The sequence below is a fragment of the Psychrobacter sp. S1-30-MNA-CIBAN-0213 genome (assembly GCF_040309845.1).
Classification (GTDB): Bacteria; Pseudomonadota; Gammaproteobacteria; order Pseudomonadales; family Moraxellaceae; genus Psychrobacter.
This window is the reverse complement of the sequence record NZ_JBEOPE010000002.1, coordinates 264,105-289,786: the sequence shown is the minus strand read 5'-3', so window position 1 is coordinate 289,786 and position 25,682 is coordinate 264,105. Positions and strand designations below refer to the sequence as shown.

The 25,682-nt window shown below is 42.4% G+C and carries 25 protein-coding genes and 1 tRNA gene; 20 read left to right on the top strand and 6 right to left on the bottom strand.

The window, feature by feature from the left end; all coding sequences use genetic code 11:
- Positions 1-20: 20 nt before the first annotated feature.
- Together AAEY87_RS03025 and AAEY87_RS03020 are read left to right on the top strand one after the other, a co-directional pair.
- Complete coding sequence (locus AAEY87_RS03025) at positions 21-290, top strand: ArsR/SmtB family transcription factor (protein ID WP_350655898.1); 270 nt, start codon at positions 21-23, stop codon at positions 288-290.
- Positions 291-553: 263 nt separating this feature from the next.
- Positions 554-1,786, top strand: coding sequence for an NADH:flavin oxidoreductase/NADH oxidase family protein (locus tag AAEY87_RS03020; protein ID WP_350655897.1), 1,233 nt, complete (start codon positions 554-556; stop codon positions 1,784-1,786).
- Between the two features lie 24 nt (positions 1,787-1,810).
- Here AAEY87_RS03020 and AAEY87_RS03015 read toward each other — a convergent pair whose 3' ends face one another.
- Both AAEY87_RS03015 and AAEY87_RS03010 read right to left on the bottom strand, forming a co-directional pair.
- Complete coding sequence (locus tag AAEY87_RS03015; protein WP_350655896.1) at positions 1,811-3,385, bottom strand: ATP-binding protein; 1,575 nt, start codon at positions 3,383-3,385, stop codon at positions 1,811-1,813.
- Position 3,386: 1 nt separating this feature from the next.
- Positions 3,387-4,148 carry a heavy metal response regulator transcription factor gene (locus AAEY87_RS03010; RefSeq protein WP_350655895.1) on the bottom strand — a complete coding sequence of 254 codons (762 nt, stop codon included), beginning with the start codon at positions 4,146-4,148 and terminating at the stop codon, positions 3,387-3,389.
- A 375-nt stretch (positions 4,149-4,523) separates the two neighbouring features.
- On the opposite strand from AAEY87_RS03010, the gene AAEY87_RS03005 reads away from it, so the two are divergent.
- From AAEY87_RS03005 to AAEY87_RS02945, 13 genes are all read left to right on the top strand, one after another.
- Positions 4,524-4,847, top strand: a complete 324-nt coding sequence (locus AAEY87_RS03005) for a hypothetical protein (protein WP_350655894.1) — start codon at positions 4,524-4,526, stop codon at positions 4,845-4,847.
- Positions 4,848-5,055: 208 nt separating this feature from the next.
- Complete coding sequence (locus AAEY87_RS03000; protein ID WP_068326508.1) at positions 5,056-5,328, top strand: hypothetical protein; 273 nt, start codon at positions 5,056-5,058, stop codon at positions 5,326-5,328.
- A 98-nt stretch (positions 5,329-5,426) separates the two neighbouring features.
- Positions 5,427-6,026 (top strand): c-type cytochrome, encoded by a 600-nt coding sequence (locus AAEY87_RS02995; RefSeq protein ID WP_350655893.1) that lies wholly within the window; start codon positions 5,427-5,429, stop codon positions 6,024-6,026.
- A 201-nt stretch (positions 6,027-6,227) separates the two neighbouring features.
- The gene (locus AAEY87_RS02990; protein ID WP_350655891.1) at positions 6,228-6,869 is read left to right on the top strand and encodes a DUF411 domain-containing protein; all 642 of its coding nucleotides are present in this window, start codon (positions 6,228-6,230) and stop codon (positions 6,867-6,869) included.
- A gap of 74 nt (positions 6,870-6,943) precedes the next feature.
- Positions 6,944-8,647, top strand: coding sequence for a copper resistance system multicopper oxidase (locus AAEY87_RS02985; protein WP_350655890.1), 1,704 nt, complete (start codon positions 6,944-6,946; stop codon positions 8,645-8,647).
- Between the two features lie 25 nt (positions 8,648-8,672).
- Complete coding sequence (locus AAEY87_RS02980; RefSeq protein WP_350655889.1) at positions 8,673-9,842, top strand: copper resistance protein B; 1,170 nt, start codon at positions 8,673-8,675, stop codon at positions 9,840-9,842.
- A 97-nt stretch (positions 9,843-9,939) separates the two neighbouring features.
- The gene (locus tag AAEY87_RS02975) at positions 9,940-10,416 is read left to right on the top strand and encodes a DUF305 domain-containing protein (RefSeq protein ID WP_350655888.1); all 477 of its coding nucleotides are present in this window, start codon (positions 9,940-9,942) and stop codon (positions 10,414-10,416) included.
- Between the two features lie 129 nt (positions 10,417-10,545).
- Entirely contained in the window at positions 10,546-10,725 is a 180-nt protein-coding gene (locus AAEY87_RS02970; RefSeq protein ID WP_068034903.1) for a hypothetical protein, read from the top strand.
- Positions 10,726-10,839: 114 nt separating this feature from the next.
- The gene (locus tag AAEY87_RS02965; RefSeq protein ID WP_350655886.1) at positions 10,840-13,467 is read left to right on the top strand and encodes a copper-transporting P-type ATPase; all 2,628 of its coding nucleotides are present in this window, start codon (positions 10,840-10,842) and stop codon (positions 13,465-13,467) included.
- Positions 13,468-13,545: 78 nt separating this feature from the next.
- Positions 13,546-13,845, top strand: a complete 300-nt coding sequence (gene tatA / locus AAEY87_RS02960; protein WP_350655885.1) for a Sec-independent protein translocase subunit TatA — start codon at positions 13,546-13,548, stop codon at positions 13,843-13,845.
- A gap of 87 nt (positions 13,846-13,932) precedes the next feature.
- Positions 13,933-15,225: an ATP-grasp domain-containing protein gene (locus tag AAEY87_RS02955; RefSeq protein WP_350655884.1), complete on the top strand. Its 1,293-nt coding sequence runs from the start codon at positions 13,933-13,935 to the stop codon at positions 15,223-15,225.
- 91 nt (positions 15,226-15,316) lie between these two features.
- On the top strand, positions 15,317-15,646 hold the full coding sequence (locus AAEY87_RS02950; RefSeq protein WP_350655883.1) for a DUF6122 family protein: 330 nt from the start codon (positions 15,317-15,319) through the stop codon (positions 15,644-15,646).
- Positions 15,647-15,915: 269 nt separating this feature from the next.
- A complete protein-coding gene (locus AAEY87_RS02945) occupies positions 15,916-16,356 on the top strand; it encodes an ion channel (RefSeq protein ID WP_350655882.1) in 441 nt (146 codons plus the stop codon).
- Between the two features lie 112 nt (positions 16,357-16,468).
- Here AAEY87_RS02945 and AAEY87_RS02940 read toward each other — a convergent pair whose 3' ends face one another.
- Positions 16,469-16,966 carry a hypothetical protein gene (locus AAEY87_RS02940; protein WP_350655881.1) on the bottom strand — a complete coding sequence of 166 codons (498 nt, stop codon included), beginning with the start codon at positions 16,964-16,966 and terminating at the stop codon, positions 16,469-16,471.
- Between the two features lie 854 nt (positions 16,967-17,820).
- Here AAEY87_RS02940 and AAEY87_RS02935 point away from each other — a divergent pair.
- Positions 17,821-18,516, top strand: coding sequence for a hypothetical protein (locus AAEY87_RS02935; RefSeq protein ID WP_350655880.1), 696 nt, complete (start codon positions 17,821-17,823; stop codon positions 18,514-18,516).
- Between the two features lie 137 nt (positions 18,517-18,653).
- On the opposite strand, the gene AAEY87_RS02930 is transcribed toward AAEY87_RS02935, so the two are convergent.
- Positions 18,654-18,740 (bottom strand) — tRNA-Leu (locus tag AAEY87_RS02930).
- Between the two features lie 150 nt (positions 18,741-18,890).
- Entirely contained in the window at positions 18,891-19,664 is a 774-nt protein-coding gene (locus AAEY87_RS02925) for a ferredoxin--NADP reductase (RefSeq protein WP_068034907.1), read from the bottom strand.
- A gap of 500 nt (positions 19,665-20,164) precedes the next feature.
- Between AAEY87_RS02925 and AAEY87_RS02920 the strand changes: the two genes are divergently transcribed.
- Complete coding sequence (locus AAEY87_RS02920; RefSeq protein ID WP_350655878.1) at positions 20,165-21,148, top strand: tRNA (N6-threonylcarbamoyladenosine(37)-N6)-methyltransferase TrmO; 984 nt, start codon at positions 20,165-20,167, stop codon at positions 21,146-21,148.
- 44 nt (positions 21,149-21,192) lie between these two features.
- Positions 21,193-22,980: a type IV pilus assembly ATPase TfpB gene (gene tfpB / locus AAEY87_RS02915; RefSeq protein WP_350655877.1), complete on the top strand. Its 1,788-nt coding sequence runs from the start codon at positions 21,193-21,195 to the stop codon at positions 22,978-22,980.
- Between the two features lie 21 nt (positions 22,981-23,001).
- On the opposite strand, the gene AAEY87_RS02910 is transcribed toward tfpB, so the two are convergent.
- On the bottom strand, positions 23,002-23,667 hold the full coding sequence (locus tag AAEY87_RS02910; protein WP_350655876.1) for an acyltransferase: 666 nt from the start codon (positions 23,665-23,667) through the stop codon (positions 23,002-23,004).
- Positions 23,668-23,908: 241 nt separating this feature from the next.
- Here AAEY87_RS02910 and AAEY87_RS02905 point away from each other — a divergent pair, with 241 nt between their 5' ends.
- Both AAEY87_RS02905 and AAEY87_RS02900 read left to right on the top strand, forming a co-directional pair.
- Positions 23,909-24,697, top strand: a complete 789-nt coding sequence (locus AAEY87_RS02905) for a TatD family hydrolase (protein ID WP_350655875.1) — start codon at positions 23,909-23,911, stop codon at positions 24,695-24,697.
- 272 nt (positions 24,698-24,969) lie between these two features.
- Positions 24,970-25,659, top strand: a complete 690-nt coding sequence (locus tag AAEY87_RS02900) for a TetR/AcrR family transcriptional regulator (protein ID WP_350655874.1) — start codon at positions 24,970-24,972, stop codon at positions 25,657-25,659.
- Positions 25,660-25,682 lie beyond the last annotated feature (23 nt).

Here is a 25,682-nt window from a genome sequence, read left to right as displayed (position 1 = left end):
TCTCCGCCCTTAACAATCCTATGCGGCGTAAAATTCTTGAATGGTTGAAAGATAGGTCGAACTTTCCGCCTTCGCTACCAGAGCATGCTGATTTGGACGGTGTTTGTGTTGCGTACATTCAAGAAAAAGCAGGGTTGTCACAATCGACAATCTCAACCTATATGAGTCTTTTAAAGCAGGCTGGTTTGGTCATTGCTGAGCGTCATGGACAATGGACCTTTTATCGACGCAATGAGGTTAATATCCAAGCGTTCATTGATGAGGTTGAGAAAGAGTTGTTAAAGCCTTAATAATTAACATAAGTAATTAGCATATAGGTAAATCACTTTAAAACCGATACAGCGCTACTGGGATGAATTTTTCGCAGCCTCTGTGTTAACAGCAAGCAAGGAAAATTTATACCAGTAACATGTGGCTATTAACGTATCTATTCTATTTCGTACTGATAAAACTAAAGACAATGCATTTAACAGAACCACAGTATTTAACAGAACCACAGTATTTAACAGACACTTAATATCTAAATATTTCGATATAACGATGGAGAAAGTCGATGAAACAATTACAGACTAAGCATGAACTTTCAAGTTCAGCCAATGTATTAGCCGCTCCACTTGAACTGCCGTGTGGTGTGACGCTCAAAAACCGATTAGCAAAGGCCGCAATGTCAGACTCACTTGGTGATGGAAAAGGCAACGCCACTACAGCACAGTCACGTCTCTATGAGCGCTGGGCGGAAGGCGGTGCAGCCTTGTCTCTGATTGGCGAAGTACAGGGCGATCCTCGACATCCTGAAAAACCTGGCAATCTAGTATTAGGACCAACTACTGATCAAAACGCATTGCAATCCTTGGCACGTCGAGGATCTAACGGTGGAGCGCATATTTGGCCGCAACTCGGACATGCTGGAGCGTTATCCTATTTGCCTGTCAGTCGGCCTAAGGGTCCATCTGCGTTAGACCTTGAAGGATTGAAGTGTGAGAGCATGTCAGTCGAAGACATTAAGGAGTTACCAAGTATCTACGCAAAGGCTGCGTTAATTGCCAAGGATGCAGGATTTGGTGGTGTGCAGATTCATGCTGGACATGGCTTCCTTTTGAGCCAGTTTTTATCTCCGTTATTCAATCGACGTACGGATGAATATGGCGGATCAATCAAGTCGAGATTTCGCATCGTTCAAGAGATTATAGATACGGTTCGGCAAGCTGTTGGAGACGCGTTTCCGATTGGTATTAAAATCAATTCAACCGATAAGTTGGAAGGTGGATTGACGGAAGACGACGCTATGGAGATGGTTCGATTGCTTGATCAAACGTCTATTGATCTAATCGACATCAGTGGCGGAACTTATTTTCCAGGGGCAGTTGCAAGCTCAGACAGTAATTCAGGTGCTGGGCCTTATTTCCTTGATTTTGCAAGCCGTGCGAAAAAAATAACTGTGATTCCAATCATGGCGACTGGTGGCTTTAAGACACGTCAGCAAGCAATTGATGCTGTCGAAAGCGGTGCTGTAGACATGGTAAGTATAGGACGTGCTATGGCGCTTAATCCACATCTTGCACATGATTGGCTAAGTATTGATGGGGGCGATCCAGAGTTTCCAAGATTCAATACCAATCCTCCAGGCGGTGTGACTGCTTGGTATTCGATGCGACTGACAGCACTTGCAGAAGATAAGGAGGATGAATTCAATTTGAATCTCGAATCTGCTATGAGCATATATGACAAGCGTGATGCAGAACGCTGTGAGGGCTGGTGTAAAACCTTTGATTACTTAAGAGAATAAACTTGGAACCTCTAACTTTGAGTGCTACAAAATTACCTCAACTTGGAAGTAATAATCATCTTTGATAGTAATGCTGACTTTGCCGTTATGGGCGTTGACGATAGCTTGCACAATGGATAATCCCAGACCTGATCCTGCATGCATAGTTGTCGTTCTATGATGACGATGGAAGCGCTCAAATAATTTGTTCGCCTCAGTTTGAGTCAAGGGTTCGTCCAAGCGATTGGTGATGGTTATTTTTAAAGGTGATGGTTTAGAGGTTTGTTTTATTGTTTGCCCTAGATTTTGGATGTCATTATTTTTTACATTGCTTGCTACATTGACTTTTGCGCTATTTACCACGTGATGAGAGGCAATAGAAGTAGTGGCAATCGCAGATGCTGCAATAGTAATGACGCTATCACTAGCCGCATAATAGATGGCATTTGACATTAGATTGGCAAACAATCTTTGCAACAAGCCTTCATCGCCTAATACTGCGCCAAAGTTGCCCGTTTTTTCAAAAGCTATCTCACGATCTTCCGCTATCATTTCATAGTAGGAGATAAGCTTTGTGATTAGTGACTCGGTATCGACAACGTTGAGTTGAGAGTCATAAAGCCCTTTTTGAGTTTTAGCTAGCAGGAGCATGTTATTAATCAGCGCAGATAATTGCTCAAGCGTGTCATGCTGATGATGCAATTGCTCGATATATTCATTCGTATTCCTAGTCTTGCTAAGCATGACCTGAGTCTGAGTGCCAAGAGTTGCCAGCGGGGTACGCAGCTCATGCGCGATGTTATCCGAGAAGCGCGATAGTGATTCAAAGTTCCCCTCAAGCTTACTCATCATTAAGTTATAAGACTCAGCAAGCGGTCGTAGCTCTCGCGGCATATCACTAACGATGACTCGTTCATCCAGCTTTTCAGGATTGATGCCCTTCATCTTTTGTACGATAGTAGATAAAGGCGCAAAACCCCAGTAGACACTTAATGCTGCGACTGACACCAATAGCAGGGTAATCGCTATCAATATCATACTGAGCTGGCGGTTAAACTGTAATAAATACTGATGATGGACATCAATAGGCAGGGCGATAAGCGCGAGCATTTGATTGTCTTGAATGATAACTGCTCGGTAACTTCTATTATTTATCTCTATAACAAACTGCTGTTCGTGATGGTCTTGCCATAGAGATGACAGGTTAAAATCTGTGGGCAATTCATCGGCAAAACTACTAGGAGTGCTAGACAATAAGCGGCCGTTTTTATCGGCTACGAGCGTCTTTAGATCGTAGTCTAGCCAAGAGGAATGCAGGTGGTCAGCTCCAATTGGTGCTGGCGCTTGTGCTGGTAAAGTGGGCGAGTTCAGCGAAGTTGATGAAGATATTGAAGAGGGTAAAGTTGGAAAAGCCGTTTCTTCATCGAGATGGGTTACTCGCTTGCGTAGATTAAAGGCGGCATGAGTAATAATCTCTGAATCCATTTGCTCAAAGTGACCATTTACAGAGCGTTGAACCCAAATGTAAATAACGATTTGAGAGATAACAACGAATATCGTCAGTAAAAAAATTGTCCGCCATAGCAGGGGTAAGCGTCGATTTTCGAAGTTATATTTCATTTTATTTGGCTTCAGTGCTATTGATGGCAACGCTATTCATTGCATTGTCATTGATTGTAGCGCTATCAGTATTCGTATCCGAAGTATTTACGGCATCCAATCGATAACCCATCCCGCGCACGGTATGAATCAGCTTTATAGCAAATTCATCATCGATTTTGAGTCGCAGACGTCTTATAGCGACGTCAATGACATTGGTATCACTATCAAAATTCATGTCCCATACTTGCGATGCGATGACGGAGCGCGGCAATACCTCACCTTGACGTTCTAACAAAAACTGCAATAGGGAGAACTCTTTTGCAGTTAGCTTAATGGCGCTGTCGCCTCTATATACGGTGCGCTTGGCAATGTCCATTTTTAGATCTGCTAACTCCATAATAGTACTTTTATAATCAGATTGATTGGCACGGCGCAACAGACTTTTTATCCTGACTATTAATTCTGCAAAGGCGAAAGGCTTGGTTAGATAATCATCTCCGCCGATTTCAATACCTTTGATTTTATCACTCAAATCATCTTTTGCAGTCAAAAATAAGACGGGCGTATGCTTCCCAGCAGCGCGGTAATTGCGTATCAACTCAAAGCCACTGACATCAGGTAGCATCACATCCATTAACACCACGCTGAACTCATCTGTCATCAAGGCATGATAGCCGTCTAGACCAGTCGTATGGTGGTCAACGATGAAGCCAGCCTCGGTTAGCCCCTTTTTTATATACTCTCCAAGCTTTATCTCATCTTCTACCAGTAATACTTTCATAGCCTATCCTTTTTAATGATATTTCTTATATTAATAGCACTTCTTATATTAATAGCATTTCTTACCACACTTTAATAATTCGTAGCTTGACAGAAGATGCTTGATATAACTGCGCGGGCCAAAAAGCATAGGTGCCACCGTGGGTTTTAGCATTTGGTCTTATTGGAGAGTATGACAAGATTGATTTATTTCTAACAAACATGTCATGTATTCGTCATTAAGCTGTCAGTCTCAATTTAGTATCCTTAATCAACGCTAAATAGAAAGCTTTGTCTGCTAGAGATAGTTTCTAAAAAATAAAGTTAACTTCTATAAATAGCTTCACTAACAAACATTCTACTTGAATGTCCAATTATTTATTTTTGAGAGTATTATATGAAAAATTATGGTCTAAAAAATGCAGCTCTATTATCATTGTCGATGCTTATTGGCATGTCAGCAGCAAATGCTCATACTACCAACCTAAGTACTTCGATTATCGACAACTGCGATGCGGTTACTGAATTTGCAAAAAACGCTGATCACAATGATGCGCAAATATCTGATGCTCAAATGAAAAGCTATGTCGATGCAAGAGCGGCCTGTCAGGTTCAGCACCAAGATCAACATCTGCAAGCTGAAAAGTATTTTGTAGACAAGTACGGTAGAGATCGTGACAGTAATGCTAAGGCAATACTAAAGGATTACGTTCAGCATTAAAATCTATAGATGCGAAGATGACAGAATTGTCATCTTAGTGTCATCTGTCAGTCAGAATGAGTAAGTTATCATTTAAACTGATTTAATAGCCTTAGTCTTTGACAACTTTAAGTGACAATATATTCTTTAAGTTTCAATACATTAAAGCTGAATTCAACCCAAACCTACGCTTTATGAGCTGTTAATCAAATCAAACAAGGAATTAATTATGTCACTATTCAAATCAATGCCTAAATCAATCATCGTTACTGCTGTTGCTCTAGTCGTTTCAACGTCTGCTATGGCACATGATCCAAAAATGCATGCTGAAAAGGATCAAATGAACTGCGAAAAGATGGAAAAGCATGTGCAAATGATGGGCAAAATGGATCATAGCAAAATGGATATGAACGATCCTGCTATGAAAGCAATGATGGCTAATATGGGTAAAATGAAACAGATGTACCAAAAACACTGTGTGAGCAGTGACAGTAAGTCTTAAGAATTTCAAATCTAGTCCTGTTAAATATACATCACTATTAGGCAGTTTTATTAAATGATAGTGATGTATTAACAAAAATGGATTTTTAGGATAAGTATATGAAATTTTTATTGGGGGCACTTTTTACCGTTGTTGTCGCAATTGCTGGTATTTTCATTGTCGTTATTAGTGGCGTCTCAAATGTTGGGGCCGATCAAGAGCATAGCCCAATGGTCTACAACTTCTTGGAGACGGCTCGTAACCGGTCTATAGAAAACGCGAGTAAAGATATTGTTGTTCCAGATTTAGAACAAGTAGATATGATTAGCACTGGTGGTGCGGATTACAAAGATATGTGCGCAGGCTGTCATTTGTCTCCTGGGGTAGAAAAGACTGATTTCAGCGAGAGTCTATATCCTAAACCGCCTAACTTTACCAAGACTGATGTTGTTGAACGTTATCAAACGAAAGCTGGTGCACAACAAAGTTTTTGGGCGATTAAACATGGCATCATGGCGTCTGGAATGCCAGCGTGGGGAGCTTCTCATGATGACGATAGGATGTGGGCAATGGTCGCTTTTATTAGATCATTACCTGAATTGAATGAAAGTCAGTACACCATGCTAACGACTAGGTTAGATGACGATATGTTGGATATGTCATTTGATGGTAATATGGATATGGATATGTCGGGCGACGAATCTGGAATGCAGCATTAATTATTTTCAATATTATGGTTTTTAGTATCGTGGTTTTAGTACATGGGTTTTAACACATAGTTTTTAATGTCAACAACGCAGTACTGAGCAATACTGCATAGGTGCTGCGCTTAACATTTTATAATAGGCCTATGCTACTTTAGATGCAGGGTAAAGTATTTAGAATATCAAATATGTAAACAAACGCTTAGGAGTGGCTTTATGAGACGCTATACCAATATATTTCCTAGTGAACACAACCGGTTATCTGGTCGTGTTCTTTTAGTGATGGTGACATCTTCACTATTATTAGCGGCTTGTAGCCAATCAAATACGAGCGCATCTGATTCAAAGCCTGTACAACCTGAGCCAACGGTTGCTACACAAACGGCTCAGGTAGTAGAACCACAAGCTGAGCTTACAGCGGTGACGGCTCCTTTAATAAACCAATCAGATCTCCTTAAAAATGTTTCTGCCACTGTTTATAAAGATGCTAATTGTGGCTGTTGTAAAGAATGGGTAGGTTATGTAGAAGATAATGGTCTAAATGCAACGGCGAACGATGTTGCAGACTTGTCTTTATTCAAAGAGCGTTATGGCGTACCGCCGCAAATGCAGTCTTGCCATACCGCAGTCACCACCGATGGTTATGTCTTTGAAGGCCATGTCCCCGCCAAGCACATGGCACAATTCTTAAAAAATCCGCCTAGCGATGCTATCGGTCTTGCTGTACCCGGTATGCCAGTCGGTAGCCCTGGTATGGAGTATCAAAACCAATTTATGCCGTATCAAATTATGCAAATCAATAAAGACGGTACGACAAGCGTTTATGCTGATGTTGAGTCGCCGCAGCAGCAATTGTAGTTTGATTGATGTTTAAAGTAGCTCGTTTGGTACAAACTCAATTCCCATTTAATGGATTAAGTTAGGTCATCATTATGAATAATAAAAACATGCTTAACCGTCGACGTTTTTTGACAGGGTCATCTACGCTACTTGGCGCGTCTATGTTATCGACGTTACCAACCATTGCCAATAGTGCGTTGGGTGCAAATCAAAAAAACGCCGTCATTAACAGTGATAAACCCGAGCATAAAGTACCCATACTGACAGGCAAAGAGTTTGATCTTTATGTCAGCAAAAAACCCATTATTGTTAATGGAAAATCAAGCACGGCGACACTCATTAATGACTCATTACCAGCGCCGACGCTAAAAATGCGCGAGGGTGATACGGTAGTGATACGCGTCCATAACCAGATGAATGAGTCAACCTCCATTCATTGGCATGGTCTGCTAGTGCCATTCGAGATGGATGGCGTGCCAGGTATTAGTTTTGATGGTATCCCAGCGAATAGCACCTTTACGTATAAATTTACGCTAAAACAATCTGGCACTTATTGGTATCACTCGCACACTGGATTCCAAGAACAAACTGGTATGCGCGGGGCCATTGTCATTGAGCCAAAAGGACGCGAACGTCATCCTATCGAGGAAGACCATGTCATTTTACTCAGTGATTGGACGCACCGCGATCCGCATAACTTACTGAAACTATTAAAGCAACGCGCCGACTTTGATAATTATCATTTACCAGATTTCAAAAAGCTACTGTCCGATATTGCCGCAACAGATCTAGAAGCAGCTTTTGATAAGCGCAAAATGTGGAATCAGATGCGGATGATGCCGACAGATTTTACTGATTTATCTGGTGAAAAAACCTTTACTTATCTAATGAATGGTAAAACGACAGCGGCTAACTGGACGCAGCTCGTCAAAGCTGGTCAGCCCGTCAAACTACGTTTTATTAATGGTTCAGCGCAGACAATATTTGATGTACGTATCCCCGGTCTCAAAATGAAAGTCGTCGCGACAGATGGGATTGATGTCAGTCCTGTCGATATCGATGATTTCCGTATTGGGGTGGCCGAGACTTATGATGTCATCGTGACGCCGACTAAAGATGCGCATACCATATTTGCCCAAAACATTGACCGGTCAGGCTATGTTGCGACAACGCTTGCGACTAAAAAAGGCGCTCGTCCTGCGATACCTGCTATGGACAAAATCGAATGGCTGACGATGGCCGACATGATGGGTGCTATGGGCGCTGATGGCTATAAAGCCAAGCATGCTAAGACAGAATATGACTTTAAGTCCGATATGCGCGTTGATAGTCCGCGTATGAACCTTGATGACCCTGGTATTAATCTACGTAACATTGATAGAAAGGTTTTGAATTATAGTCAGTTGCGCTCTGTCGGCGATGAGATAATGGCAGAGCAGCGCAAACCCACCAGAGAGATTGAAATACATCTGACGGGAAACATGGAGCGCTATATTTGGGCTCTAGACGGGGTTATGTTCAAAGATGCCGCACCGGTCAATATTAAGCCCAACGAGCGCGTACGTATTACCTTAGTCAATGACACCATGATGAATCATCCCATGCATTTGCATGGTATGTGGAGCGATCTGCGGATGCCTTCAGGTGAGTTTCAAGTACGTAAGCATACGATAATGGTACAGCCTGCACAAAAGATAAGCTTTGATGTCACCGGAGAAGCTGGCAGATGGGCATGGCATTGTCACTTGCTCTATCACATGGAAGCAGGGATGTTTAGAGAAGTTGCCGTTGTTTAATAAACCTTCGAATATGAGCCTTATTATGAAAATATATAAAGTAGGTCTACCGTTTATTGGCATGTCATCTTTGATGTTATTAATGTCACCTTTAGCAAATGCTGCTGAGATGTCGCACATGGATCATGGCAGTATGGACATGTCTGGTATGGACATGTCAGATATGGATCACAGTGGCATGGATATGTCGGGCAATATGTCAGATATGGACCATAGTGGCATGGATATGTCAGGCGATATGTCTGATATGGATCACAGTGGCATGGATATGTCGGGCGATATGTCAGGTATGGATCACAGTGGCATGGATATGTCAGGCGATATGTCAGATATGGATCATAGCGGCATGGATATGTCGGGCGATATGTCAGATATGGATCACAGTGGCATGGATATGTCGGGCGATATGTCAGGTATGGATCACAGTGGCATGGATATGTCGGGCATGGATCATGGCAGTATGGACATGTCAGGGATGCAAGGTGGGGAAGCACCAGCCGATGCTCGAAGCCCTGACTACTCGAACGGTGTTCCCTATGGTCGCTTTGGTAAGCCTGTGATGATGGGTAGCTTACCGTTATGGGGCGTATCAGTAGACGATCTGGGCTATCAATTTGACGATGATCAAATCAATTATGAGTTTGATACGTGGTACGGTACAGACAGCAACCGCGTAACGCTACGTAGCGAAGGTAGTATCCAAACTAAAGACGATAAAGAAATTGATAGTTTAACCTCACTCGCTTACTGGAAGCCACTTAGTATTTTTTGGAATGGGGAAGCCGGTGTTGCTTATGATACCGAAAATGATAAATCTGCCGTGATGGCTGGTATTGCAGGCACTGCACCTTACTTCATCGAAACCGATGCTAGAGCTTATTTATATACTGATGGGCAAGTTCGTCTAGATCTAGGTGCAGAGTACGAATGGCGCTTAGATCAACATTGGGTAGTGATTCCAGAAGTAGAGCTGACGGCATTTAGCAAAGATGATACGGATAACCATATTACTAAAGGCTTTAATGAGTTTGGGGCTGACGTTAGGCTTACTTACGAGATGTTAAGTCGTCAGCTCGCGCCTTATGTGGGTATCAGCTATGAGACCGCTTTAGGCAACGCAAGAGATTTGCGACGTCAAGAAGACGAAGCTGTTGATTCTAGTAGCGTTACAGCTGGTGTGAAATTTTGGTTCTAGTGTTAACCATGTAAGCAAAAAACAGTTTATAACACTAGCTCCAAAAAAAGGCACCTCTTCATTTAGGTGCCTTTTTTACTAAATTAAGGACAAGAATATGAATAACCATATGGACAATAAACAGAAGCAAATGAACCCTTATATAAAGTTCACCCTGATGATTTTAACATCGACAGTAGTGATGTTTATCATGATGTATTTTAATACTTATCAATGGGATCACGTTTATTTTAGCGAAACCAGAGCTTATATGGCGTTATATATGGGCGCTATGATGGCTATTATCATGCTCGCCTTTATGACCGATATGTATAAAAAGACCAAGGTCAACCTAATGGTTTATGGGATTAGTGTCGTGCTATTTGCCTTTGGTTTATGGGGCGTTAGATCACAACAAACGGTCGATCAAGTGGATTGGATGCAAGCGATGATACCGCATCACTCGATTGCTATTTTGACCAGTTCGCGTGCTGATATCGAAGATCCGCGTGTACGCCAGCTTGCTGATGACATTATCGAAGCACAAAAGCGTGAAATCGGTGAGATGCAAGCGCTTATTGATGAGTTGGAATAGACAGTCACAAATTTTGAGCACTTTGTATTAGGTGTCATTAAGTAAGCACCCTATTGAAAGGTATACGTTCACACGCCAGTACTATATCATTACTTATACTAAGGAAATAACAAATAAGGAGTACTTATAATGGTTATTATGATGCACGGTATGATGAATGGGCCTATGGGTGGCATGATGAATGGATCGATGATGCATGGTATGAGCTGGGGAATGATGGTTGTCTGTTTAGTATTTGCCCTACTGTTTTTTGCCATATTAGTATTAATAATTATGTCGCTGCTCAAATATCTGCGTAAACGAGATTGAGTCTTACGCTTAACTAAGTTGTTAAGCGTGTAAAGCAAGAGTAGAAACAACGGCTATCAGCGGTTGATATAACTGATTCAAGATCTCTACTCATGGTCTTCAAGGAGTGGTTTTATGAAACATATTGACGATACAAAGTCTATAGAAGGTGGACAGTACGATAAAGTACCTGCTGGCTATAATGGCACAATCTATACCTGCCCAATGCATCCCGAAATCCGAGATATCGAGGATAGTGGCTGTCCAATATGCAACATGGCACTCAAACCTGAAGACCAAGTCGTTAAAGAAGTTGCTGATTCCAAAGACAATGAAGACAGTCATGCGCATTGTCATGGTACGGATACTACTGATAATAGTGCTGAGGTAAAGTCTATCAAAGGCGGGAAATACGACAAAGTACCCGAAAATTATAACGGTACGATTTATATTTGTCCTATGCATCCAGAAGTTAGAGATGTTGAAAAAAGTGATTGCCCAATATGTGGCATGTTTCTTAAACATGAAGACGAGGTTGCTAAAGATGATAGTCACGACAGTTGTCATGGAAAGGGTAGTAGCGAGGTAAAGTCTATCAGAGGCGGTAAATACGACAAAGTACCAGACGATTATAAGGGTACGGTCTATATCTGTCCCATGCATCCCGAAGTCCGAGACGTTGAAAATAGTGGCTGTCCAATATGCGGCATGGCACTTGAGCCAGAAACGGTCACCATCGGCGAAGAAGATACGTCTGAGCTTGACGATATGACCCGTCGATTTTGGGTTTGTACCGTACTCACCATACCGCTATTTTTATACGCGATGAGCGATATGTTCGGGATAAACTTAGATAATATTGGTCAATATGATATCTCAGGCCCCGTCTCGCAGTGGTTGCAATTAGCGCTTGCTACTCCCGTTGTACTGTGGGGCGCCGCGCCGTTCTTCGTTCGAGGCTGGCAGTCTATAAAAAGCCGCAATCTAAATATGTTTACTTTGATTGCGATAGGCGTAGGCGCTGCTTATATTTTTAGTATTATCGCGACCTTTTTCCCGCATATTTTTCCAGACAGTTTCAGAGATAGCGCTGGTCAAGTCGGTGTGTATTATGAAGCGGCAGCTGTCATCGTAACCTTGGTGCTACTTGGTCAAGTGCTGGAGCTAAAAGCCAGAAGTCAGACCTCGGGCGCAATCCGTGCTTTACTTGAGCTCGCACCGCCGACTGCAAGACGTGTCGATGAAAACGGCAACGAAGTCGAAGTCTCACTTGATGAAGTCATCAGTGGTGACCAGCTAAGAGTTAGACCTGGAGAGAAGCTGCCAGTAGACGGTACTGTGCTCGATGGTAATAGCAATGTTGACGAATCAATGGTTACGGGCGAACCCATTCCTGTCTCAAAAGTGCAAGGTGATACGGTCACCGGCGGTACGGTGAACGGCACTGGCACGCTATTGGTCGAAGCGGTCAATGTCGGAGCAGATTCGGTATTATCCAAAATTGTGCAAATGGTCGCCGAAGCCCAGCGCAGCCGTGCCCCTATCCAGCGCCTAGTAGACCAAGTAGCGGGTTGGTTTGTGCCCATTGTCATTGTCAGCTCTATCATAACCTTTATTGTATGGGCGACATTCGGACCTGAGCCGGCTATGGCCTATGCACTGGTCAACGCTATCGCGGTACTCATTATCGCTTGTCCTTGTGCGCTCGGACTTGCAACGCCGATGTCAATCATGGTCGGTACGGGAAAAGGCGCACAAAATGGCGTACTGATCAAAAACGCCGAAGCACTAGAGACGATGGAAAAGGTTGACACTATTGTCGTTGATAAGACTGGAACGCTCACCGCTGGTAAGCCCGAGCTTACCGCAATTGATGCGCTCGCAGGTCAAGATGAAGACGAGTTCCTCGCACTGGTAGCGGCAGTAGAAAGCGCGAGCGAGCATCCTTTAGCAGAAGCTATCGTGAGAGCCGCGCAAGATAGATCACTCATTATTCCTAAAGCTACTGACTTTAATTCGACCACCGGTGAGGGCGTACAAGCCGTAGTCAATGGTAAAAAAGTCGCTATTGGTAACTCAAAGCTTATGGAGAGTTTAAACAGCTTCGATCAGGATTTATCTACTAAAGCCGACGTCCGTAGAAAGGACGGTGAAACGGTAATGTTCGTGGCGATAGATAGTAAAGCTGCTGGTATTATTTCAGTTGCTGATCCTATTAAACCAAGCACCAAAGAAGCTATTTCACTGCTTCATGACGCGGGACTAAAAGTCGTTATGCTAACGGGCGATAACGAAAAAACCGCGCAGGCAGTCGCCAATAAATTAGGTATCGATGAAGTCCATGCCGACGTCTCGCCAGAGGACAAAAACCGCATCGTTAAAGAGATGCAAGACAGCGGTAAATTGGTGGCGATGGCAGGTGACGGTATTAACGACGCGCCCGCACTAGCGCAAGCGAATGTTGGTATCGCTATGGGTACCGGCACTGATGTAGCAATGGAGAGTGCAGGGATTACCCTACTAAAAGGTGATTTGATGGGTATTGCAAAAGCCTATAAGCTTAGCCACGCAACTATGCGCAATATCAGACAGAACCTGTTCTTCGCCTTCATTTACAATGCGCTTGGTGTTCCAATTGCCGCAGGTGTGCTCTATCCCGTATTTGGGCTTCTTCTTAGTCCTATGATAGCAGCGGCAGCTATGAGCTTATCGTCAGTTTCGGTGATTGGTAACGCGCTGAGATTGCGTACTTTGGATTTGTGATGTGAATGTTAGGAAAAAACTGTCAAAACGTAATACCCAATACGGGTTTTATTAGAATTTAAAAATAAGGATATCGTTATGGGTAGTTTTTCTATTACACATTGGCTGATTTTGTTAGTAGTAGTGGTAGTCGTATTTGGTACTGCTAAGCTTAAAAACGCGGGTAAAGATTTAGGCGGTGCAGTAAAGGGCTTTAAAGAAGCAGTCAAAGATGAAGAAACTGAGCACGTACGTAAGAGGCAGGCAATTAGCCATGAAGCCACTACTTCAGCTTCAAGTAATGACTTAAATACTAATAATTTAAATACCAAAGATAGCGCTCAGATTGGGGATTTAGAAATCAGCTCGGTCACCGCTGATGATACAAGTAAAGTATGAGGTTTGGAGCTATAGCTAATCCTATTTTATTTTGGCTGTCTTACATGACATATCAGTACAGTCCCTCTACTTAATGATGACATTCAAATGGAATATTTAACTGACAACCAAGAAAAAGCAAATGACAGTCTTGCAAATCGACTCAATCAAGAATGCTACTGCCTTACCCTAGATCGTAAAGCACTCAATACAAGCCTTCAAGATCAATTGGCAGATGTAAGAGACAATCCAATAGGAGCCAATGAGTTTAGTAAGCTTTTTTCAGCAACACCCGTGTTCGTCCCCAAAATACAGATAGAGGCAATGGTACGGATTGTCGAAGCTATTGAGTCAGCTGTTAAACTGCCATTATATCAACAGCAAGTGCTATCGTGGGCACCAGAAATCGCTGCTTTCGATCCTGGTCCAATAGGGGCTTTCATGGGTTATGACTTTCACTTAGGTATCGATGGTCCTAAGCTTATCGAGATCAATACCAATGCGGGAGGCGCATTTTTAAATGTATTACTCGCTCGTGCGCAAAACCACTGTTGTCATCCCTCCGAGCAAAGTGCTACTACTAATCAAATGCTTGAGGGGTTTGAAGAAGCGGTTACTAATATGTTCAAACAGGAGTGGCAACGACAATCTGCTACTTCCATGCCCAATCGTATAGCTATTGTTGATAACGATCCCAAAAACCAGTTCATGTATTTAGAATTTCAGTTGGCTCGTCAACTACTCCAAGCAAAGGGTATTGATACCGTTATACTCGATCCGTCTGAGCTTGAATATAGCGATGGTACACTGACAGCGCATGGTAAGCCCATTGATATGATCTATAATCGCTTGGTTGACTTTGCATTTGAAAACTCTAGTCACGCCGTGCTTAAAAAAGCCTATTTAGAGGGCGCTGTAGTAGTGACCCCTAATCCCCATGTACATGCTACGTTTGCCAATAAGCGCAACCTAACTTTACTATCCGAGCCGCAAACGTTACGTTTATGGGGATTAGATGACGATTCAGCAGAATATCTGAAAAGGTCAGTGCCAACAACGAAAATGGTTGCAAAAGATGCAGCAGCAGAATTGTGGAGTACACGGCGACAACTGTTTTTTAAGCCAGTTGCTGGTTATGGTAGCAAGGGTGTCTATCGTGGTAGCAAGGTTACTCGCCGTGTATTTGAAAATATTTTAGAGGAAAATTACATTGCGCAGACTTTTATTCCTGCAACAGAGCGATCAATAAAAATCGATGATATTGTGACGACAAGAAAGGTAGATATACGTCTTTATACCTATGGAGGACAGCTGTTACTACCTGCTGGGCGTATCTATCAAGGTCAGGCGACTAACTTTCGTACACCAGGAGGTGGATTTGCGCCTGTTTTCCAAGTGTGATTATACGGGTTTGACTTCTTAAGCAACGCTTATTAGTTTGATCGTTCTGCGTACTAATGCACCGATCAAAATATCATGCTGAACTGGACAAATGATGATTCAAACCTTTATCCATTACTTCCTACATTTTGGTATGCCGTTGATTATTGCCTATACTTTTTTTCGTAATGATTACAAACGAGTATATTTGATCTTATTAGCGACCATTCTAGTAGATTTAGACCATCTGCTAGCGACGCCTATTTTCTCGCCCAATCGCTGTAGTATTAATTTTCATCCGCTACATACTTACTATGCAATGGTAGTTTATGGGTGTTTATTGTTTTTACCAAAGCCCTATAAAATAATTGGTCTAGGATTACTACTACATATGCTGACTGATTCAAATGACTGCGTAATGACTTATCTTAATAGACCCTAGTGTTAGTAGTCGTCAACTATATTGAAAGACTTAGTATCGTAAATTATTGAGCTGAATAAAGAGCCTCTAACCATAAGCAGGTTGGAGAAGAACAATGAGCTTTACAAAGAGTTTTTAAGCAAATTTTCAAAAGGTAAAAGAACTGAATTTATCCAAACAGAATATTGTCTAGGCTAAAGCACTATAAGAGATAACTTCTATCTGCGGATAAAATGTAGTCTAGAGCCGTTCCTTCGACTTCAATGTGGCTTCCTCAAAAAGGGTAAAAAGTGATTCTGGCAATTATAATTGCGGCGTTTTTAATCGCTGTCTGTACGACAATACATTACGGCGCGTTAAAGTTCTCGTCACAGTTTGTGACCCCGTCTCGCCATCTAGGACACTGCCTTGGGGTCGCAGTCGGCTCAATCGTACTTGCCCACACGTTCGAGGCATTGCTCTATGCTGCTGGCTTCTGGGTTGCTGTGTATGGCTTTGAGGTCGGTAACCTCGTATCGTCCTCATCTAGCGATGGTAGCTCCCTTAATTTTATGGACTACTTTTACTTTTCGCTAGTCAACTTCACAACGCTTGGGCGAGGCGATCTCATGCCTAACGGACATCTACGATTCATGACTGCGATGGAGGCTTTTCATGGTTTCCTATTGATTACAGTATCCGGAACCTTTGTTCTTCAGATCATGAGTGGTAAAAAACCCTTTTCCAATTAGCTAAATGTCATCTCAACTATATATTGCGCAAAGCTTCATAACTCATGTCAGGACACTACTATTGACTTTTCCGGAAGCGCTTTGGAAGAATGTGATTGTCGCTTTACTCGATCTACTCGTGTTCGGTGCGCTTCGAAACCAGCCACCCAAGAAACCCCCATTTGACAGCGTAAATCAACACTATCGGAATGATTACCCACTGAGCGAGCGGCAACGCACCTATACCTGACAATGGAATCTCAGGCATAAGGTCACTGTAATTCCACCTCTGGCCAGCTCCAGTTGCCCAGTACTCAAAGATTATTGTCACAATCAGGCCGACGCCAAGGTATACTGATAAAGTCGACAGACGCCATGGCTTTGTAATCCAAAACCAGTTTTTTACAGACAATGCCCCGAGCGTGTAGGCGCCAAAAGCAATATTGGCGTCACCGACGGTCGCACGCGTACAAAGCCAGACCACATCCCAGTGGCTCGCTTCGACCATGCCGGAGAAAAACGGTACCTGTGCCATCTCCCAAAAAAAATGGAGAAAGAAACTTACGCCCCATACCATCAGGGCAAGCACAGCTGACGCCGCTGCTCGGCGCGATCGGCTTACGAGAATCATAATACCTCCAAAAATATCCATAGCAATAAATACAGTTCTATGCTTAATTGACTGTCGTTACTAGACCGAGACGCTGTTTGCTAGCGTCTCCCAACGCTAAATTAGCATATTACCTGCTGCACATATTTATCAAAGTTAGGCGACTAATTTCCATACATTAGATGATGGATTTGTTAATTATTGCCTACATGTTTTTTTCGTAACGATTATAGACGGGTCTATTTAATATTATTGGCCACCATGCTAGTAGATTTAGATCATTGCAATCTGAAAGAGCTACCTAACAGCATCGAGCAACTAACTAGCCTAACTGAGATTTTTATTAGTTATTGCGAATTGGGCGAGCTGCTTAATAGTGTTGGTCAACTTACTAATCTTGAGCTTATTCACTATAATTTTAGAAACCTATCCAGCAGCGACTTTCATCTGGTCTGTCGCTGATTTATGACGTGATGACTTTAAGTAGTCATCAAATGTATCGTTGACATCATTGCGAAAAAACTCAGCTAACCGATGCTTTACAAAAAGCTCATTAGTCGCTTGAACCCAACTAGAAGTAATTCTTCTAATTTTTCTGCAAGGTTCATATCAGTCATTAATTCATTCATCCGAAATTTAACAAATTACTAGCTCAAGTTTATTCGCCAGTTTACACAATACGTATAAATTAGGTTAGATAAGTAAGGATAGGCTATATTTGCAAGAAAAATGCAAAAACCATCATATATCTAAAAGTCACTGAATAAGGGATAATACCCGTCATGGATTCTGCGATACTATAATAGCTAAAACGAGCCGAAACTTATAGCCGCAGATATTCAATACCGCAAACTCATATAACAAGGCAGTTCTGAATGACCAATAATAACCCATACAATCTTGTGCCCCTGCAACCTACTGGCAGAAACGAAGAAGACAATGTAAATACCTATTCTCCTGACGACATGATAACCATATACGAGCAACAGTTTCTCACGCAAGTACCCGAAGACAAACTAACCGAGTTTTTACCAGCTCTAAAAGCCTTTTATGATATCGATGATAATACTTTAGATATCAGCGCGGTTATTTTTGACGCCATCGCTGATTTTTGTATTATCTATAATCACAAGGTAAAAGTAGGTGATTATCAGATATTAGGAAGCTTAGTAGAAGAGCAGATTGAAGTAGATGCAGACAATGCAAACGATGAAAGTAGTGATAGCCAAGCCTACACGATAGACTGTATGCGTACTTTATTTATCAATGATGTAGAGTTGCCTTATCACTTTAATTTATTTATCCAAGGCGAGGGTTATTCTACTTTAACCGAAAGAGATACGTTGTTAGAAAAAATATATTGGTTCGTTAATGCTGGGTTTGATGAGCACCTATTAGGTAATCCTGAGGATGTCGTAAGCTTAGAGTCTATCAACGAAGAGCTAGCCAGTTTGGGTATCAGAGAGATGGATCTGACCACCATCTATGAGTTAGTCGATTATGTTGAAGACAGTATCATAGATGATGACATGGTAGATGCGTTAAACAAGCTAATAGATGACGCTGAGTAGGTTTGGTTTTAGTCGTAGGGTACATTGCACGTACTCTACGAGCCAGAGCCGATATATCGTGAGTTTTTTGAGCAGTTTTATAAACTAATACGCAAAAAAATACCGCTAACCATAAATCGTTAGCGGTATTTTAGTATTGGTACCGGTGGTCGGACTTGAACCGACACGCTTTTAAAGGCAACGGATTTTGAATCCGTCATGTCTACCAATTCCATCACACCGGCGTGTTAGGTGATAAAGTTTATTTAAAAATCAAACATTATCGAATTGGGTTACAGGGTTAACTGTATAGGCTGCGTATTATAACAGCCTATTTTTAGCCGTCAAGAATTATTTATGATAATTGCGTATTAATTAACTCAGTACTAATTAACTTACCCGACAAAGGCACGTTCAACCGCATAATCTGCCTGTACGCCCATGCGTGGTGAGACAGTAAGACCGAAGTCATCTAAAATCGCTGAAACTTCCGCATTGAATGGCATGCTACCGCAAATCATCACACGGTCATCTTCTTTATTCATCGGTGGTAAACCAATATCTTCAAACAGTTTGCCTGATTTCATTAAATCGGTGACACGCCCAGTATTTCTAAACTCTTCACGCGTAACAGTCGGATAGTAGATGAACTTTTCGCGGTACCATTCGCCAAAGATTTCATCATTTGGCAGCTCATTTTCGAACATATCTTGATAAGCCAAATCATCAATGTAACGTACGCCATGTACCAAAATGATTTTATCAAAGCGTTCATAAACTTCAGGGTCACGCGCTAATGCTAAGAACGGCGCAAGTCCAGTACCAGTTGATAGCATATAAAGGTGTTTACCTGGCAATAAATCGTCAAGTACTAACGTACCTGTTGGTTTTTTGCTGACCAATAGCTCGTCACCAACTTTGATATGCTGCAAGCGTGAAGTTAATGGCCCGTCTTGAACCTTGATAGAAAAGAATTCTAGATGCTCTTCATAGTTAGGGCTAGCAATCGAGTAAGCGCGTAGTAATGGTCTGCCATCGATAGCGAGACCAATCATCGCAAACTCACCATTACGAAAACGTAAACCGTCATCGCGTGTGGTTTTGATGCTGAATAGAGCGTCATTCCAGTGATGAACCTCTGTGACCGTTTCGGTGCGAAGTTTTGACATAAAGTCCTCGTTAATAGATTGCTGACTACATTATTAGGTTTAAATGAGTATTAAATTAAAATTTTCAACGGTGGATTCAATATTCTAAAAGTACCTGCTGTTTTTAATCATTATCAAAATTATGATAAAGACAAGTAGCAAAACTGCTTAAGATCTAAAATATTGAACTTATTAAGCTTTGAGGATATGAGTTCAATATAAACTGCTATTTTAACATTATTATAAGCGTTATAAGGGGCTGGGAATGCCTGTAAAGTCTATGTATAGATACGCTAGCATATGAATGCAAGCGATTCTCAACAAATTCCACGCTCATAATACCAAACTTTAAAATAAAAATCCGCTAAGTGGCTCTGAGCGGGCATGATAAAATAGAATATCGTTAGTAAATAATTTTGTATGATTGGATGAGACTGTTTTATAGTCAGTCTGTCTTACTATATAAATCTGTTTTGAATAGACAAATTGTCACTATTGGCAAGTTTTTTTGGAGAGTTTTTATGTCAGGTGACAATGTGTCAGAGAGCTATGCGTCAGAAGGCTATCACCATGCGCCAATTATTGGCTATCATCGTGCGCCACTATCACAGAAGTTTGGGGCGCCAAGACAGCCAAATCTGGTGGCGCTGACTAGTGTGATTGAGGTGTTAGCGCCTTATGATACGCCAGCGGCATTTGTAGGATTAGAAGCGTTTAGTCATATTTGGCTTAGCTGGCAATTTCATCATAACTTTATAAGTAAAAACGGTCATGCAAATAAAGCCAGTCATGCAAGTAAAAACGGCCATATGAATAAAGCGGATAGCAGTTTTCGCGCGCAAGTACGACCACCACGGCTGGGCGGTAATGAGAAGATAGGCGTGTTTGCCAGTCGCAGTATGTATCGACCTTCAGGTTTAGGGCTGTCTGTGGTTAAACTTGAACGGGTCAAGGTAGTACAAGGCCGCGTATTACTTATCATTAGCGGTGCTGATATGATTGATGGTACGCCAATTATCGATATCAAACCCTATGTGGCTTATAGCGATGCTGTTGATGATGCAGAGAGTGGCTTTGCGCCAACTGCACCAACACTGCTGGATGTGACAATGACTGAATCTGCTTACAAGCAGTTTATGACTCTGATTAATGTAGAGCAGGTTAATGTAGAGCAATCTGATAAAGCTAATAATAAAAATAATGACACAAATAGTGGTACGGAAAATGCTGCATTACTTTTTATAAATTCAATGAATTCAATAAACTTAACAAATTCGCTAAACTCAAGAGATGGGCTTGTCCACAAGGTGCAAAAGCAATTGCTGGAATCTGATATCGACTTTATAAAAGCCTTAATCGCGCAAGATCCACGTCCAGCCTATCGCCGTACGGAGATAAATACACCTTTTATCATGCGCTATAAGTCTGTGGATGTGAGTTTTCAGTTGATAGAATCAGGGCAGCTACAAATAATGGCAGTTGTAGAAGTGAATGAGACCTTGTAGAGTGCTTTTTAAGCACCACTTACCGATAATAAAAGAAGAAAAATATGTCCGCTCAGCAGTATTCGATAGTGATTGATTTACGTTGGTGTCTTGATGAACTATTGGCAGATAGGGTGATTGACCAGCGTGGCTATAATTTGGTGATTACCAGTCGCCGTGATAAGGCGCAGCATCCGCTACTGACGATTAGTGAGTTCGGCTTGCCTAATGGTCATGCGCTTGATAATAAGCCTGAGAATAAATTAACGCTGGCATGGCTCAACCAATGGCTGGCAGCCAAAGCAGATATGCCAATCGTGCGTATTGACCCGTTAAAGGTTGATGTGCCAGCGGTGACGCAACTGATGTCTTTTGAGTATGCGCGCTCACAGCATGTTTTGCCGATTGAAGTGACGCTTGATGAGGTGGTCATCGGTACCGATCAGCCGTTCTATACTGACTGGCACTCAAATATCGAAAAAATTATCAAATCTAAAAGCTATCGCACGGTCTATATTAATCCTGAACAGATTAATCGCTATCGGCAAGAATTCTACCAAGTCACGCAAGCGATTGCCGGGGCGAATAGTATCCATAAGCGTGCTGCCGCTGATGTGACCAATGTTGAAGCCTTATTACAACTGGGTGACAATACCAATCCAGATGCCAACGATCAACATATCGTCAAAGTCGTCGATTGGTTATTGCAGTATGCCTTTGAGCAGCGTGCCAGTGATATTCATTTAGAGCCGCGTCGTGAGACGGGCAAGGTACGCTTTCGAATTGATGGCGTGCTGCATACCGTTTATGAGATGCCACTGGCGATTATAGTAGCGGTGACCGCACGTATTAAAATCTTGGGACGTCTCAATGTCGCAGAAAAGCGCAAACCGCAAGATGGTCGCTTAAAAACACGTACCCATAATGGGATGGAAACCGAGCTGCGTCTTTCTACCATGCCGACTGCCTTTGGCGAAAAGCTGGTCATGCGGGTATTCGACCCTGAAGTGCTGGTACGCTCGTTTGCTCAGCTTGGCTTGTCGGGTAAACAGCTTGAGACTTGGCATGAGCTGACGGCGCATCCAAATGGCATTATTTTGGTCACCGGTCCGACGGGTTCTGGTAAAACTACCACCTTATATAGTACGCTCAAGCAGCTAGCAACTGAGCAAGTCAATGTCTGTACTATTGAAGATCCTATCGAGATGATTGAGCCAGCCTTTAACCAAATGCAGGTCAATGCGGGCGTGGATTTGCACTTCGCTGATGGTATCCGCTCCTTGATGCGTCAAGACCCAGACATCATTATGGTTGGTGAGATTCGTGATGCTGAAACCGCCAATATGGCAGTGCAGGCATCCTTAACTGGACACTTGGTGCTCTCGACGTTGCATACCAATGATGCGCCCAGCTCAATCACTCGCTTACATGATTTAGGCATTCAGCCGTTTTTGACTTCGGCAACTATCTTGGGCGTGATGGCGCAGCGCTTGTTACGTACATTATGTCCGCATTGCAAGCAAGCAGCTGATGTTACGCCAGATAGCGAGATAGCTATCCAGTGGCAGGAGTTGGTACAGCCTTGGCGCGCTGCTGTGCCAGCACAAATTTATACGGCGCAGGGCTGTGAGCACTGTCGCCATACAGGTTATCAAGGCCGTGTCGGTCTGTACGAGATCATGCCATTGTCGAATGAACTAAAAAAGCTGGTAGCCGCCGATGCCAATTTGGATACGCTCAAACAACAAGCGTACCGAGAAGGCGTGCAACCATTGCGCCTATCTGGGGCGAAGCGCATTAGTGAAGGGGTGACGACCATAGAAGAGGTGATGCGCGTGGTGCCACTTAATTAACTATAATGGTTTAAGCTATTTCTAGCGCTCCCAGCGCACACTTTGCCGAATAATCTTGGCAGGTGTGCCCGCAACCATACAATTTGGCGTCTCAATGGGTTTATTGACAAAAGCACCTGCTGCAATGATACAACCGCTAGCGATAGTGACGTTTTTAGAAATGGTTACATTGGCAGCAATCCAGATGTGATCTCCTAAGACAACATCAGCATTAGCATTATTCAGTCTTACATTAGAGTCTATATCGTAGACCTTGTGGACGTCAGTCGCCCGAATTTCGATGCCGCGCGATATCATGCAAGCTTTACCGATGGTCACGCTCTTATCACGAGCTAAAATATAACAATCTATGGCAGTGGTACGCTCACCGATATGAATGTGCAAATGATTGCCAACGATTAATAATTGACCAGAAAATTTGACATGCTCTGCGATAGTTATTTGGTTGTGACTACCATTGATATCGATTTTTAACTTATTAAATTGTCCATGTTCACCAATGGTGATTTGATTATCATGACCTTTACGAATGGTAATGACTGAATTACCAATAATACGCGTATCTTTAGCAATATCGATGTGATTATCATATCCGTTGTCCTGCAATAAGAACCGTTGCTTGTACAAATACTTAGGTAGCAGAGTCTTTATAATAGGGGGCAGGGTAACGGTTTTTTTATGATTCATAATGATAGGGCTTTTAAAAGGTAAATGAAGGATGCGACGTTATTGCTAGTGACACGCCATTATTAGCGTAGTATTTTTATGACGTTTTAACCATATCTATATCATCAGTAAATCCAATTTGAATGTTATAAACAGCTAACCTGATAGTTTACTGTTAAAGACCCCTTGAAAACAGTGCTGATTAGAGCAATAAATGTTCAACAGACCCTACACTTACAAAATTTTATTAACGAGATTGTTTATGTTTACTGATACTCATTGCCATCTAAACCGGTTAGATTTAACGAAGTATGACGGTCAGTTGTCCGGTGCAATTGCCGCCATGAAAGAGGCCAATGTCACGCGTGCGATGGCGATTATGTGTGATTTCGCTGAATATGATGAGATTGCCAATATCGTCAGCACTTACGGTGATGAGACACTAAATCTAGGCATGAGCGTGGGCATCCATCCTTGTGAAGATATTGGCGTATTGCAATCAGCGACGGTCGAGCGTTTGATAGAGACCGCCGACGCTGAGCACGTTTGGGCAATAGGGGAGACGGGGCTGGATTATTACTGGTCGACAGAAAATAAAAAAGAGCAACAAGCAAGCCTTGCGCGTCATATTCATGCCAGCCAAAGTTTGAAGAAACCGCTGGTCGTACATATGCGTGATGCCAAAGAGGACACTATCGATATCTTAAAAGCGGAAGGTGCAGAACATGGCATTATTCACTGCTTTACCGAAGATTGGGACACGGCAAAACGTGCGCTGGATTTAGGGTTTTATATCTCGTTCTCAGGTATTGTGAGTTTTAAGAGTGCGCAAATGATTCAAGATGCAGCAAAAAATATGCCTAGAGATAGAATATTGATTGAGACTGATAGCCCGTATCTTGCACCTGTGCCTAAACGTGGTAGACCTAACGAGCCGGCGTATGTTCCTTACGTTGCCAGTTATCTTGCTGATATGTATGGCTGTAGTAGCAATGAAGTAGGGGCGCTAACTGCAAAAAACTTTGAAAATTTACTGGCACAGTATCATTAAAATCGTTATGCTATGACCAGTCAGTCATTAATTGTATAGTCCTATTACTGCGTAAAGAGCCATTAAGCTCTAAAACGTAAGCGTATGATTATCAATGACTATTAAGCAAACGTAAGCAATGTAAGCATAGCCACTATTTATATCATAGTCCCTTATAGCCCTTTATATAGTCTTCGTGCAGTCCTCATACCGTCATTGCCGACTCACTATCTATCGCACTGTTTATCGCAGTAGGGTCATATGCTTAGTCTTGTCAGGTTTTAGGAGAGGTTATGAGTCGTCAACATCAGTTTAAAGCGCGCGAAGAGAATATCTTAGCGATGGCTGAACAATTATTACTTGAGTCAGGCGACGGTGATATCACTTTAGACAGTTTGGCCGATCAATTGGATTTGGCAAAAGGTACGCTATATAAGCATTTTTCGAGTAAAGATGAGCTGTATTTGCGTATTATCATTCGTTATGAAGAGCAACTGTTTGAGATAAATCGTATTGATGATTGCCCGTCAGCAGGGATTGCACGGATGATATTCCAGCAGTTATTTAATCCCCAAAAAGCTATGCTGCTCAATCAAATAGAGGAACGTTTGGCTGCTTCGGTGACCGGTCTCAACCGTCTATTCGGTGAGCTATACGATATTCGCCGCCAGCGTATGAAGCGTTTGCTTGATATTATCAGTATTTATCTAAAAGATGAGCGTAGCAGCTTAAGTACCCGTGATTATCTGTCCTCAATTTGGGCGATGGGTCAGGGTGGAGCGGGACTGTTGAATTCCAGTTTCTATCAGCGTTATTTAGGTCGTCGTGATACTTTGCGTTATGTCTTTGTGCAACAAATGCTGGAATTGCCCAGCCATTATCCAGCTGACGATATCGACCAAAATGCACTGGATGAGGACATGCAAGAGTTGGTTGAGCAAATTGAAACTGAATCAGAAGAACATCGTAATGCGACTTACTGATAGGGTGTACTTTTACTGATAGC